We start from the raw sequence: 13,664 nt of genomic DNA, 5'->3' as shown, positions 1-13,664 counted from the left end.
TTCTCCGTTGACGCCACTCAGGCCGCAACGGAGAAACCTTTGCCCTGGATCGCCTAGATTGCCCATTTCATCGCCGCGGCATTTCTGACCAACGGCATCCCGCATTTCGTCAACGGGGTCAGCGGCAGGCCGTTCTGCATTCCCTTCGCGCAAGGGGCAAAGCTCGGCTCACCGACGGCGAATGTCGTCTGGGCCTGGGCGAATTTCCTCATCGCCTTCCCAAGCCGCTCGGGCAGATCTCGCCAGTGACTACCGGAACGCCCCGGGAACACCGCTCGTCGTATCGCCCTTTCGTTACTCGGGCCGCGCGACTACGCTTTCGGTGTCCGCCCCAGCCTTCTGAAGATCCTGTAAACTGCCAAATTCTCCCGAAGGCATGATCCCGGGATGTATTCGGAAGCTCTTGTCGTTCAAATTGCCGGCGTAGCGGTTATTCGCGAACTGCACGTATCCAGGCCCATGGTCAGGAGCGTAGACATAGGCTGCAAGCCCGTTGCTACCGTCGATCGACACGATATTGCTCTCGATACGATTAGGACGTGCCCATGACGGACGCCAACCCCTGCCCGTACCGTCATCAACGCGAAAAGCCGCGCCCGATCCGTGCGTGATAACGTTTCCGGTCACCAAGTTGCTCCAGCCGCCGTTGATGCCGATCGCCGATATATTGTCCGACAGCGTATTTCCTTCGATGCGCACACCACTGGCCTTGCCATCGGTGTAGATCGCCCAACTAATGGGAGTCGGCCATTCATTGATATTTTCATATCCGGGAGGCCAAAACGTCCCATCGGCCCTGTTCATGAGTTGACCTGTCCCGGTGACCAGATTGTAGCGGATGCTGCTGTTCAGGAGGTCAGCCTGCTCGCCCATCAGCTTGATTGCACCGCCATCTGCCGTCTGCTGATTGGCATTGCGGATCTCGTTATGTTCGATGACTGCGTCGTGGACTGCGTCTTGTGCTCCCCACAGTGAGCCGCCGGCGATACCGAACTGCGCAGTATTTTCGACCAGGTTATGAGCGATCCTGATACTGTCGGTCGCCTGGAACCATATCCCCGCGGTTTCAAAGTAAACCCTTCCGATGTCATGAATATGGTTCGACAGGATTATGGCACCGTCGGATTTGCCGAAGCTGCCATAGGTCGTGCCAACGTAAATCCCGTTGCCAGCCACATCTCCAATCACGTTGCCGGCAATCAAGACATCTTTGCTCTCGGAAACATGGATGCCGACGCCGACATTGTCGATGGAGTTGCCGAGCAGCCGAACACCGTCCGAGTGATCGAGCCGTATGGCCCCAAAGCTTCTGGTATCGGTACCGAACTTGCCGCTGCCCCGCGGATCCCCATCCCGAAACTGGAGCCCCGATACAACCATCCCGTCGGCTCCATCCAGCCTGAAGAGGGTCGGCAGGATGCCGGCCACAGCCGTAGAACTTGTTGGTAGTCCATCGGCCGGGATATAATCGAGTTGACCTTTGGTTCGGTCGTACCACCACTCCCCGGGCGCATCGAGCAGCGCCGCCGCCCCGGTCAGGAAATAGCGGCTGCCTTCTGCGGTGAAGAAATAGCTGGTGCCTTGGGTATTTATCGCCCGGTTCGCGGTGTCGATTGAAACCACTGGGAGGGTGTCACTGCCCCACTGGCTGCCGGGGTGAAAACCACCGACGATGTGGGCGACAAGCCCTGCTGCATTTTTTGAGATCGGAAGATCGCCGGCATGGAAGCAAAAGCGCGTGTTACCATGCCATTCATCGTCGTCCTGCGTGCACTTGGCCGCGAAAAGCCACCCTTTGCGCGGGTCTCCATCGAGTGGAGCGTTGGGAAAGCGAGCCTGCATCTGGCGCGCGCCGCTGACGAAAAGATCGCCCACATCCCGGCCCGCAGGCAGCTTCAGTGACGCCTTCCAGCGACCATCGGCCTGCGCCGTCCAATTGCGCACAATCGGGCCGCCGTGCAGAACCGGCGCCTCGTTGCACCTCGCCGCGATGATCAGGCCCGCATCGCGAGCATCGAAGACTATCGGTTCAGCAAGATAGTAATCCCCATTGCCCATTGCGATCGTATTCTGGCCGCCCTTCTGGCGCGCAGCATCCCGCGCTCTTTCAATACTGGCAAAAGGACCGTCTGTACGCCGAGAATTTGCTTTAGGAAGGTGCCCGCTCCAGGTGTCTTTGCCATCGGGAGAGACATAGAATACTGCCCGGGCCGCGGGTGCTCCGGTCAATATGTTGCTCAGTGAAGTCCCCTTCAGCTTGTCCGAAAAGGTCGCCGGCGAGGCTTCCGCGCAGGTTGCCTCCCTGACCGCCGTCCGCAGCCTGTCGGGCGCATCTGCGTCCGGGCTCACCGAGGCCAGCTTGCCCGGCTGCGGAAAGAGCATCGCAAGCAAAATGCTCAAGATCGGTGCGAAGCGCTGCCTCATGAGATTTGCAGCTCCGCCGTTCTGCTGCGGGCCCGTACTCGCAATTGCCGGCCGGGGGCCGTCGAAGTAACAACAGGCTCATATAGAGAGAACATGATGATGGCTGTTGTGAACAGAATGAAAATCGCGTCATTCTGGATCAGGAAGATTGTCTCGGTCAGGTTCATCACCAAAATCACAACCATGAAGACGTTCAGCCAGAGCCAGCCATAATGCGGGTCCCCGCATTGGAGGGCCGCCCCTTGGCGGAGTGCCTGCAAAAGCATCAGAGCGAACAAAGTCATTCCGCTTATTCCGAAGCTCAGCAGCGTATCGCGGAATCCATTATGAGCGTGAGGAGCCATCCATTGGATCTTTGACCAGATAATCCAGGCTTCGGGATTCGCTTCTGTCCAAAACGCTTGGTAGCCGAAGCCGAGCAGCAGATGATCGGCGATCTGGCCATCGACCAGCTCCCACAAGGGCACTCGGCCCGTCAAAGTGGCATCCTTGCCAAGCGCCTCAAGGAATGGGACCAGGAATTCGTGAAGCAAAAGGAGGATCCCGACGAACATTTGAAAGAAAAACAGGATGAAGACGATGCGACCGATGCCACGGATTCGCTGCAACATGGAGTAGAACCCGATCAGGCAATATGCCGATACCGTCGCAATTGTCGCGGTCATCGATCCGGAAAGGAAGAGACAAGCCCCGCCCGCCGCCAACAAGATCAAAGCGGTTCGCCGCAATCCTCGGTTGCTGTCCATTGCGACGGCGGTCGACACCAGTATCATCATGCCGGCGTACCAACCAAGGCTGTTCTTGTGGATGAATATGCCGCGCATCGCGCTGTCCGTGGGCATGCGAGCGAGCCCCGGTGATACTAGAAAAATCAACAGGCTGAGGACGATACATGCTCCGAAGGTCGCAAATGCAATGAGAAGTAACTGCCTTGGTGTAAAGCGTATCGCCAACACATAAGCCAGAAGTACGGTGAAGAGCAGGCCGATGGCACGCCTGAGAGTCGTCGACGGGCCAACCGACCAGAAGACAGACACGAAGGGCATGGCGACCATCAGCGGGACAAGCCAATTTCGCTTGAGCGCGGTGAGAAATTGCGGAAAATTTCGTGCCAGCATCAGCAATGTAAACCCGTATACGGGTAAACAAAGCAGACGCAACATAGACTTGGCATGATCGCTAAGGCCTCCGTCGGCATCCGCCAGCATGAGCGGGAAAAGCGCGCCTGTCTGAAGAAAAAGGCATAGGCCGGCGCCCCAGCACTCTATTGCCCGCCAACTGACAGTCGGCCCATTCGCTATCCTAAGCGTATACGCTCGCATTACCCGTCCCGACTTGCTTGGACAGATGAGAGGTTGTTGATCGCTGCAATTTGGAAAGACATGGGTCCCCTTTCATAGCTGCGCTGCTTACCAACGAACAATCATCCCGCCACGTCCCCGGTCAACCAACGCAAACGAAGGCGGGGCTAAGCCTAACGTCCATACCCACCATCCAAGGACGTTGTTTGGATTAAGCTTACGGTCTACCCCTCCCCCAAAAGTTGGTGCTGGGGCCCACGACATTGCCCATAAGAGGAGATGTCACCTGTGACCAATCACCGGTAGCTTGACGATGAAAGCATACCGCGAAACACGTCGCGCTGAGCCGCAGTTTCCGGTGAAGTGAGGCAATAATTCTGGCGCAGCCGGCTGTTGGCAGGTGACGCTTAGAAGGGTTGGGATTGCAATGGTTCTGCGTCATGGTCCTGGTTTTGTACGTTATATAAAGGGAGCGTCACGCGTTGCGGCGTTTTCGGCGGTGACCCTACCGGCTCAAGGCGAAATCCTGATCGAGCAGAACTCCTTCCATCAATTCGCGCTGCCAAACGCGCGAGCGTTCGCAACTCCGGCGCACCGACGTGTCGCCCAGCGACGCGCTTGAGGGGTGTCATGGAGCGGCCCACAATCAGCGTCCTTATCAATAACTACAACTACGGTCGCTTCGTTGCCCGGGCAATTGACAGCGCCTTGAGCCAACAGGCGTCCAATGTCGAGATAATCGTCGTCGACGACGGCTCGAGCGACCAGTCGCGCTCTGTTCTCGACGGCTATGACAAGCGGGTGAAGGTGCTCTTCCAGGAGAACCAGGGACAGGCCGCCGCCATAAATGCTGCTGTGAAGTTAAGCAGTGGCGACATCCTCTGTTTTCTCGATGCCGATGACTGGTGGGCGCCAGGCAAGCTGTCGGCAACCGCCGCTGCTTTCCAATCCAATCCTCAGGCATCGCTTGTCTATCACCGACTTCAGCCAACGCAGAACGATGGCTCACCAGCCTTCAGGCCGATCCCTCGGACCCTGTGTTCAGGAAATTTGTCGCCACGGCTCGCCAGATCGGCTGGTTGGTGGCCCTTCCCGATGACATCAGCCATCGCTGTAAGACGTAGCGCGTGGGATGCTGCAGGGGATATTCCCGAGCAGTTCCGCATGTCTGCCGATGCCTGGCTCACAGGCATCTATCCATTTCTGGGGAGCGTTGTCGCCTTGTCGGATTCACTCGGTTTCTATCGGATTCACAACAATAATTGGTATCGGCCAGTCGATGACGCCGCCATGCTGCGAAAGCGGATGGCCCATTGGCAGGCTACCGTTGAAGCGACGAACCGGTTTCTTTCCGCGCACGATCTGGCGGGAAGGCTGCGTCTGACTGATCACTATCCGTACCGGGTCGCCTCAGCCAAGCTGCAGGGCGCCGATACACGCACCCGGTTCAGCCTTGCTGTGGAAGGGCTCTTTTTCGCCGGAGAACCAAACTTGCTGAGGCGGACGCGTGATGCATTGCGCACAGCCTACAACTTGCCTCGACTTGGTCAGGATGTCGGCGTGTCGGAGTCAGCGGGATGAAGGCACTGCTGCTGGTTTCCGAACTGGAAGACTACACCATCTCCTTCGCTAGCGGCGTTGCGCGACATGCGCACGTCGTCCTAGCGGTTCCGCGCAGGCGCTACGCACACCTTGCTTCATGGATCGATCCGGCTGTCGATCTGCACCTCATGGACTGGCCAAGGCACCGCTCGCTCTCCAATCCCTGGTTCCTGCACCAACTCACGCGTCTTATCCGGCAGGAGCGGCCGAACGTCATTCACCTTCTGAGCAACTCGACGCTCTGGTTGAACTTCGCCGCGCCGTTCTGGCGTCCGATCCCGATCGTGACCACCGTCCATGACGTGGAAGTGCATCCCGGCGATTCCGACACCCGTACGCTGCCCGCCTGGGCTCCCCAATTGATGGTGCGGCAATCGGGTCATGTCGTCGTCCATGGCGAAGGGCTGAAACAAATGGTCCTCGAGCGATATTCAAAATCGCCTGATTGTGTCCATGTCCTGTCGCATCCCGCCATTCATCGCTACGCGGAGCTCGCTCGGCGGCACAAGATGGCGCGGCGCGGCGCAGATGGAACTTTGCGCGTTCTGCTTTTCGGACGGATTTTTGCTTACAAGGGATTGGAGCATCTGATCCGTGCCGAGGCGATGCTCAAGGACCTGCTCCCCAATCTACGCATCACGGTGGCAGGCCGCGGCGATGATCCGTGGATCTTCGAGCCCCTTATGGGGGACGCCGTCCGCTATGATATTCGCAACCGCTTTATCGAGGATATGGAGGTCGCCCAGCTCTTTCTGGATGCCGACATCGTTGTCCTTCCCTATACGGAAGCCTCTCAAAGCGGAGTCCTCAATCTTGCCGCGGCATTTGGCAAACCGGTTATCGTGACTGATGTCGGCGAATTGCGAGCCACCGTTCTGCCAAACGGACTGGGAATGGTGGTTCCACCCGGGGATGTGGAACAGCTCGCGATAGCCATACGGACACTGGCGGAAAACAGCGAGCTCAGAAGCAGCTTCGGGATCAACGCGCTCGCATGGGCTACAGGTCCGAATTCGCCTCAACAGGTCGGAGCACAGGCTGCGGCCGTTTATCGTAAGGTGATCGGGGCATGCTGATGAACGCGCTCACGGATGGGAATCGGGTAGCGACGCGCAACGCAGCAGCAACCGTCCGCCACTACGTCCCGGGTGGTTGCGAAAACGGTGGCGGAATTGGCAGGCTCGTCGGATACATATCGAACACGGCGAAGGAGGCCGGCGAAACACACCTCGTCACCGACACCAGAGGGCCTCGGTGGTCCTCAGTTGCGTCGCCTATGCGCCTGCTCGGCGCCGTCTTGATGATGGCAAAGGATCGGATAGTTGCTCCGGCACGCATTCACCATATTCATGTCGCGGGTCGCGGCAGCACCGCAAGAAAACTGATCCTGACCGAGGCTGCCCGTCTCCTCGGATGCTCTCACATATTGCACCTGCACGACTACGACTACGCGACCGACTTTGCCGCACGCTCGCCACGTCAACAAATGCTTGTACGCCGGATGTTCCAACATGCCGACCAGGTCGTGGCACTGGGCCAGCGCGACCGCATCACGCTAACGACGCTTCTCGGCGTAGAAGAGCGCCGCGTAGTCGTCATCGGCAATTGTGTTCCCGACCCCGGGCCGCGCAATGTTCATGTCGGCGAGATGCCGTTGATCATATTTCTCGGCCGGCTGAGCGAACGTAAAGGCGTTCAGGAGCTTCTGCTTGCCTTAAGTCATCCGATCATGAAAGAACTCCGGTGGCGAGCCGTGCTGGCAGGCGATGGACCTGTGGAAGACTACCGGCGCCAGGCTGCCGCCATGGGGCTTTCAGATCTGGTGAAAATGCCGGGCTGGCTTGGCGCCGACGAGGCCCAAGCGCTGTGTACACGGGCAGATATCCTGGTCTTACCTTCGCATGCCGAGGGCTTGGCAATGGCTGTGGTCGAAGGGCTTGCCCATGGGCTCGCCGTCGTCACCACGCGCGTCGGCGCGCATGGCGAAGTCATCTCCGATGGTGAAACCGGCGTCTTCGTACCTGTCGGAGACAAGGATGCCCTGGCTGCGGCGCTGGCTAAGCTCGTCACCGACCCGAAAGTCCGCAACTATCTGTCGGCCAAGGCCCGTGCTCATTATCTCAACAATTTCAGTATGAAGGCTTACATGCGATCGCTGGACAAACTCTACGACGCTATCTCCGCGCAACCTCAAACAACGGCTGGTGAACGATGACTATTTCGACTGTGCCGCCAGACCGCAACCCCTCGCTCTCGTCGATGCGCTACGATCCCCGGCTTCAGGTAGAGACTCGTTCGGACGAAATTGATCTGACTTCAGGCCTGCGCCTTATCCGGCGACGGATGGTCATGATAATGGCCATCATCATGGTATTTATGGCGGTTGCCGTAACCGTGATTTCTGGATTGAAGCCGACTTATCATGCCGAGTCCCGGCTGATCATCCACACGCCTCTGGCGACAAAGCTCGGCACCGACGAGTCCGGCCGCAACGATCCGCTGGACGCCACATCTGAGACCGAACGGCTTCTTTCCAGAAGCATCGCAGAGCGGGTAATCCGCGACCTGCGGCTCAATGAATGGCCGGAATTCAATCCGGCGCTGCAAGAAATCTCGCCTATCGACAAGATCCGATCAATGCTGCGCGGTTGGGTCGATAGTGAAAAACCGTCCTTGCCGATACGGGACAGCATCGAGCCGATAATCCCGAAGTACTACAAGGCCCTCCGCGTTTGGCGCGATGGCCAGGGTGACGTCATTCAGATCGGTTTCGATGCGAGCGACCCCGAACGGGCCGCTTCTGTCCCGAACCGGCTCATCAGCATCTACCTCGAAGAGCGCAAGGACAGCCTGCGTGGTCGAGTGGACGCAGCAGAAGAATGGCTTCTGCTGCGCATCGACGAACAGATGGGGCGCGCCAAGGCAGCACGCGATGCCGCCGACGTGTACCAGAAAACTACCGACGTTGCCTCAAATGACGACGATCAGGTTGAACAGATCAAGTCGATCATGGAGCTGGGCGAGCGGCGGACAAAAATCGAACAAGGCCGCGCTGAAGCGAGAGCAACGATATCCGCACTCGAAGCGGCCGACGACCCCTCGCTCGTCCTGCAGAATATGGTCATTCCCGACAGCATTGTTGCAATGCAACGCGAGCTTCGTGCGAAGGAGCAAGATCTCGAGCGCCTTCTTGAGACATATGGCAACACCGCCGAAGCCGTGGTCGACGCGCGCGCCAAGATCCTCAAAACTCGCACCGATCTCAGCCTTGCAACCGATCGATATCTCCAATCGATACACGCCAAGCTTGCGGCGCTCGATCATGAGGACGACACAATCCGGTCGGCATTGGCGACTGCTCATGAGAAACGCACTCGCTCTGCCCTGGCGCAAACCGAGTTGGCCCGACTCCAGCGCATGGCTGACAAAGAGCAAACGGCGCTGGACAAGCTCGAGGAGCAGCGCCGTGGCCTGGCTGCGCAAGCCATGTTGCCGGGCGCGGAACTGGAAGTCTTGTCACCGGCCGCGGTGCCGCTGGCGCCGCAGGGACGCGGGCGGCTTTTCTATTTGATCGGCGCCCTTTTGGCTTCGATATCGATCGCGGTGACGGCCGCTTTCGTGGTCGAGATGTTGGACAATTCAGTCCGCAGCTTCGACCAGATGGCCGGAATGTCGCGCATCGTACCCGCCGGATTCATCCCACACCTGAAACGGAAAGACCGGAGAGATCCGTCGATGCTCTTCGGGAGCATCCAAGACGGGATGTTTGACGAAGCAATTCGCTCCGTCATGACTTCGCTCAAACAATCCAACGGCGGAAAGTTGCCCAACAGTATCGTTGTGACGTCGGCTCACAGCGGAGAGGGCAAGTCACTTGTCGCCAGATCCCTGGCAATCGATCTCGCCGCCAACGGAATTCCGGTGCTGCTTGTCGATGGCGACCTCAGACTCGGAAATCTCGACTCGTTTTTCAAATCAGAGCTAAAGCAGGGGTTGAACGAATTCCTGTGTGGACAGGCCGGAATGCGGGACATCATCCATCACCATCCAAGCGGCATCGACTTCATCCCGGCTGGCAATGCCGGTCTCCATCGGCGCGTTCGTTTGACTGATGCGGCTGACATCATCGCGAGGGCCGCCTCACTCGGCCAAATCGTCATCTTCGACAGCGCGCCGGTGCTCGCCTCGGCTGATACGATGCATCTGACAGCGTTAGCAGAACGAACGCTGGTGGTCGTAAAATGGGGAAAGACGAGCCGTCGCGCGGTAGAGTTTTGCCTACATCAGCTGAAGACCGCGCGCAACGCAGAGATTGCCGTTGCCATAAATAACGTCAATCCGAAACAACACGCCATGTACAACTTCAGCGATTCAGAACTGTTTGTGAGCTCACTGAGGAAGTACCACGAGTACACATGAGTTCGAACAGCATGTTCGCCTGATTCTCCGAAATAAATTATGGAGACCGCATTGAAAAACGAAAATAAGGTTGCGCTGGTTACGGGTATAACTGGCCAGGACGGTGCGTATTTGGCCGAATTGCTCCTGGAGAAGGGCTATAATGTTCACGGCCTCAAGCGACGCTCATCGTCGTTCAACACCAGTCGCATCGAGCATCTATACGAGGATCCCCATGTCGAAAATCCTCGCTTTATTCTGCATTACGGGGACATGACCGATTCAACGAACCTCATCCGCGTCGTTCAGGAAACGCAGCCGGACGAGATCTACAATCTCGCCGCACAGAGCCACGTTCAAGTCTCTTTCGAGACGCCGGAATATACGGCTAACGCCGATGGAACCGGCACCCTTCGGCTCCTTGAAGCAATTCGCCTCCTGGGACTGACCAAGAGGACCCGCTTCTATCAAGCGTCCACCTCAGAGCTCTACGGCAAAGTTCAGGAAGTCCCGCAGAGCGAAACGACGCCCTTCTACCCTCGATCCCCCTACGCCGCGGCCAAGCTCTACGCCTATTGGATTGTGGTCAATTATCGCGAAGCATATGGCATGCACGCCTCGAACGGCATTTTGTTCAATCATGAAAGCCCGATCCGCGGCGAAACATTCGTGACGCGCAAAATCACCCGGGCGGCGGCTGCGATCCATCTTGGGCTGCAGGAAAGGCTCTATCTCGGCAACTTGGACGCCAAGCGCGACTGGGGACATGCGCGAGAATATGTCCGCGGCATGTGGCTGATGCTGCAACAGGATGAACCGGAGGACTATGTCCTTGCGACCGGCGAAACGCACTCGGTTCGTTCCTTTGTCGACAAGGCCTTTGCCCAGGTGGGCATGCCGATTGATTGGCGTGGGAACGGGGTTGAGGAAAAGGGATACGATAAGACATCCGGCAAGTGTTTGGTGGAGATCGATCCAGCTTACTTCCGTCCGACCGAAGTTGATCTTCTGATTGGCGATCCGACGAAGGCGCACACGAAGCTTGGCTGGAAACATGAGACCAATCTTGATCAGCTGGTTGCGGAGATGGTTCGCGAGGATCTGAAACTCATGGCACGAAATGTTCCGTCGGTCGGTGTAACTAAAGGTTTTGCCTATGCCTGAGGTGATTTACAGCCTTGCCGGAAAGAGGGTCTATGTCGCCGGCCACCGCGGAATGGTGGGCTCTGCGATCGTGCGGCGTCTCGCTTCCGAGGGCTGCGAGATTTTGACGGCCACCCGCGCCGAGGTCGATCTCAGACGGCAGGAGCAGGTGGAGGCCTGGATGAGTAAGCATCGTCCCGATGCTGTCTTCCTGGCTGCTGCGAGGGTCGGCGGTATTCTCGCGAATGCTACCTATCCGGCCGACTTCCTTTACGACAACTTGATTCTCCAGGCGAACGTCATCCACGCCGCCCATAGAACTCAAGTCGAAAAACTGATGTTTCTGGGCTCGTCCTGCATCTATCCGAAATTCGCCGATCAGCCGATCGTTGAGGACTCACTTCTGACCGGATCGCTTGAGCCCACGAATGAATGGTATGCGATCGCCAAAATTGCCGGATTAAAGCTCTGCCAAGCCTATCGCAAACAGTACGGTAGAGATTTCATCTCGGCCATGCCTACCAATCTTTACGGTCCAGGCGACAATTTTGACCTCGGGTCAAGCCATGTCATGCCAGCGCTCATACGCAAGACACATGAGGCCAAGGTCAACCAGCAACAAGAGATATGCGTCTGGGGTACCGGCACGCCGCGGCGCGAATTCCTGCATGTTGACGATTGCGCCGACGCCTGCGTCCAGCTCATGAAGACCTATTCCGCCGAAAGTCATGTGAACGTAGGTTGTGGCGAAGACATTACCATCCTCGAATTGGCATACCTCGTCTCCGAGATGGTTGGTTTCGAAGGCAAGATCACGCGCGACCTCACCAAGCCAGATGGCACGCCACGTAAACTCCTGAGCGTCGACAAGCTTCGCACTCTCGGCTGGTCTCCTAAGATAGGTCTGAAGGAGGGTATCGCAGATGCCTATCGCTCCTTCCTTGATGGCCATCATCTCGAACGCAGCGACAGAGCTACGTCCGGCGACTTGATCGGTCAAAGCGACATCAGTTTCGAGAAAGCGAAGGGTTCGGCGCCGCATGCGCCCACGCTCTCGACCGTTGCGCATCATCCCTCGCCATAGGGAATTTGCACGAGGGATAACAGGGTTTTGTCTCGGGGGGACGCATATGCTGGGACGGCGCAAATAATGCAGCCTGTAGACATCAGGATTGCAGCGCTCATTTTCCTGATAGTCGCGTGGGTGATGATTATCGGTGCAGCAATGGATTTTTTCGCGGTCGAAATGCCGATATCGCTTGTCGCGCTATTAGGCAGATAGTCCACATCGGACGGCTCCACCGGGCCTTACCTTCAACCTCATCGCTTGCAGTCGCCACATCGACGGTTTCGCCGTTCTCATCGCCTCGGTAATTTCGCAGAAGATAGGCGAAGCGTAGAACCCGGCTGACATCGGCACTGTGAACGCCGAAATGCGGCACGGCGTTGCTGACGCTGGAGCAGGTTTCATACAGAACTTGGAGGTAGAGATGCTCCTTCGCGGCCAGGCTGACGAGCATCGGGTATCGGCGACCAGTCCGACTGAATCTTTCCATTGTGCTCACCCAGCTTGGGCGACTTGTTGTGAGATGTCATCGGGATTCCTGAAAAGATGATCGGTGTCCGGATGCCCGGTACTCCGTCATTCATGATCGCCATTCCGCGGTGCTCAACTTGCGGATCCGCGAAAACGTCTTTCACCGTGTTGATCGGCCCAGCGGGCACGCCCACACGTTCAAGTTCGGCGAGCAGATCGGCGCGATTAAAATGTTTCGTCCGCGCCTCTAGAATGGATGTCAAATCGGCTCGATGATGTACGCGGTCTGCGTTTGTCTTGAAACGGATGTCGTCAGCCAAGCTCGCTATCTGCAGAACATCGCAAACCCGAGAGAATTGAGCGTCATTGCCACAAGCGATGATGACGCTACCGTCGGAGACCGGAAATACCTGGTAGGGCGCAATGTTAGGATGCGCATTGCCAAGCCGTGTCGGTGACTTCCCGGACGCAAGGAAATTCATCGCCTGATTGGCGAGCACTCCCACGGCACTGTCCAGGAGAGCCATATCTATGTGCTGGCCCTCTCCCGTGGCACTGCGAAGAAGCAAGGCTGCTTGAATAGCAATGACCGAATAGAGGCCTGTGAATATATCGCCGAACGCCACGCCTATTTTTTGAGGCTCCCGACCGGGCTCGCCGGTCAGATCCATGATCCCCGCCATGCCCTGAACGATGAAATCGTATCCGGCACGTTCGGCATAAGGGCCTGACTGGCCAAAACCGGTGATCGAGCAATAAATTAGACGCGGGTTGATCCGTTTGAGGCTCTCGTAGTCGAGGCCGAACTTCTTAAGCCCACCAACCTTGAAGTTCTCGATGACGACATCGGCATTGGCAATCAGTTCGCGAACTTTTGCGGTGTCTTCTTTAGACTTGAAGTCGGCGGTGATGCTGAGCTTTCCTCGGTTGCAACTATGGAAGTAGGCCGCGGCGACATCATTTCCATCTTCGATAAAAGGAGGGCCCCAGCGACGTGTATCGTCGCCCTCTGGGCTTTCCACCTTGACGACCGTCGCTCCCAAATCCGCAAGGGTCTGACCTGCCCAAGGGCCAGCCAAAATTCGCGCGAGTTCCACAACCCGGATGCCTTGAAGCGGAAATTGCATCGATACTCCTCTTAAACTCTCATAGTCAAAAGCAGCCCGCAATGGCTGCTACATATTCGGATAGACCGGCCCCTCGCCGCCCTGCGGCGGCACCCAGTTGATGTTCTGGTTGGGATCCTTGATGTCGCAGGT

At 57.5% G+C, this 13,664-nt stretch carries 10 protein-coding genes; 6 read left to right on the top strand and 4 right to left on the bottom strand.

Annotation, left to right across the window (positions count from 1 at the left end; all coding sequences use genetic code 11):
- Window positions 1–294: 294 nt before the first annotated feature.
- Window positions 295–2,424 (bottom strand): right-handed parallel beta-helix repeat-containing protein, encoded by a 2,130-nt coding sequence (locus HX899_RS00880; RefSeq protein ID WP_138390056.1) that lies wholly within the window; start codon window positions 2,422–2,424, stop codon window positions 295–297.
- Window positions 2,421–3,746 (bottom strand): O-antigen ligase, encoded by a 1,326-nt coding sequence (locus tag HX899_RS00875; RefSeq protein WP_138390055.1) that lies wholly within the window; start codon window positions 3,744–3,746, stop codon window positions 2,421–2,423. Before HX899_RS00875 ends, HX899_RS00880 begins: the two co-directional genes overlap by 4 nt.
- Before the next feature lie 609 nt (window positions 3,747–4,355).
- Here HX899_RS00875 and HX899_RS00870 point away from each other — a divergent pair.
- Genes HX899_RS00870 through HX899_RS00845 form a run of 6 tightly spaced genes read left to right on the top strand, consistent with a single transcriptional unit; the run spans window position 4,356 to window position 11,952 of the window.
- Window positions 4,356–5,306, top strand: a complete 951-nt coding sequence (locus HX899_RS00870) for a glycosyltransferase (protein ID WP_181291446.1) — start codon at window positions 4,356–4,358, stop codon at window positions 5,304–5,306.
- Window positions 5,303–6,403 carry a glycosyltransferase family 4 protein gene (locus HX899_RS00865; protein WP_138390053.1) on the top strand — a complete coding sequence of 367 codons (1,101 nt, stop codon included), beginning with the start codon at window positions 5,303–5,305 and terminating at the stop codon, window positions 6,401–6,403. The genes HX899_RS00870 and HX899_RS00865 overlap by 4 nt, the downstream gene beginning before the upstream one ends.
- Entirely contained in the window at window positions 6,397–7,542 is a 1,146-nt protein-coding gene (locus tag HX899_RS00860; RefSeq protein ID WP_138334202.1) for a glycosyltransferase family 4 protein, read from the top strand. The genes HX899_RS00865 and HX899_RS00860 overlap by 7 nt, the downstream gene beginning before the upstream one ends.
- Entirely contained in the window at window positions 7,539–9,746 is a 2,208-nt protein-coding gene (locus HX899_RS00855) for a polysaccharide biosynthesis tyrosine autokinase (RefSeq protein ID WP_138390052.1), read from the top strand. Before HX899_RS00860 ends, HX899_RS00855 begins: the two co-directional genes overlap by 4 nt.
- A 51-nt stretch (window positions 9,747–9,797) precedes the next feature.
- Entirely contained in the window at window positions 9,798–10,889 is a 1,092-nt protein-coding gene (gene gmd / locus HX899_RS00850) for a GDP-mannose 4,6-dehydratase (RefSeq protein WP_407073865.1), read from the top strand.
- Window positions 10,882–11,952, top strand: a complete 1,071-nt coding sequence (locus tag HX899_RS00845; protein ID WP_181291445.1) for a GDP-L-fucose synthase — start codon at window positions 10,882–10,884, stop codon at window positions 11,950–11,952. Before gmd ends, HX899_RS00845 begins: the two co-directional genes overlap by 8 nt.
- Window positions 11,953–12,335: 383 nt before the next feature.
- Here the strand turns inward: HX899_RS00845 and HX899_RS00840 are convergent, their stop codons facing one another.
- The gene (locus tag HX899_RS00840) at window positions 12,336–13,532 is read right to left on the bottom strand and encodes a CaiB/BaiF CoA-transferase family protein (protein WP_138390049.1); all 1,197 of its coding nucleotides are present in this window, start codon (window positions 13,530–13,532) and stop codon (window positions 12,336–12,338) included.
- A gap of 48 nt (window positions 13,533–13,580) precedes the next feature.
- A partial coding sequence (locus tag HX899_RS35630) for a 4Fe-4S dicluster domain-containing protein (protein ID WP_162731480.1) occupies window positions 13,581–13,664 on the bottom strand: 84 nt, incomplete at its 5' end.

Source organism: Rhizobium sp. WYCCWR 11146 (assembly GCF_013591995.1).
GTDB lineage: Bacteria > Pseudomonadota > Alphaproteobacteria > Rhizobiales > Rhizobiaceae > Rhizobium > Rhizobium indicum.
Note: the sequence above shows the minus strand (reverse complement) of the source record. Positions and strands in the feature narration are given on the sequence as shown.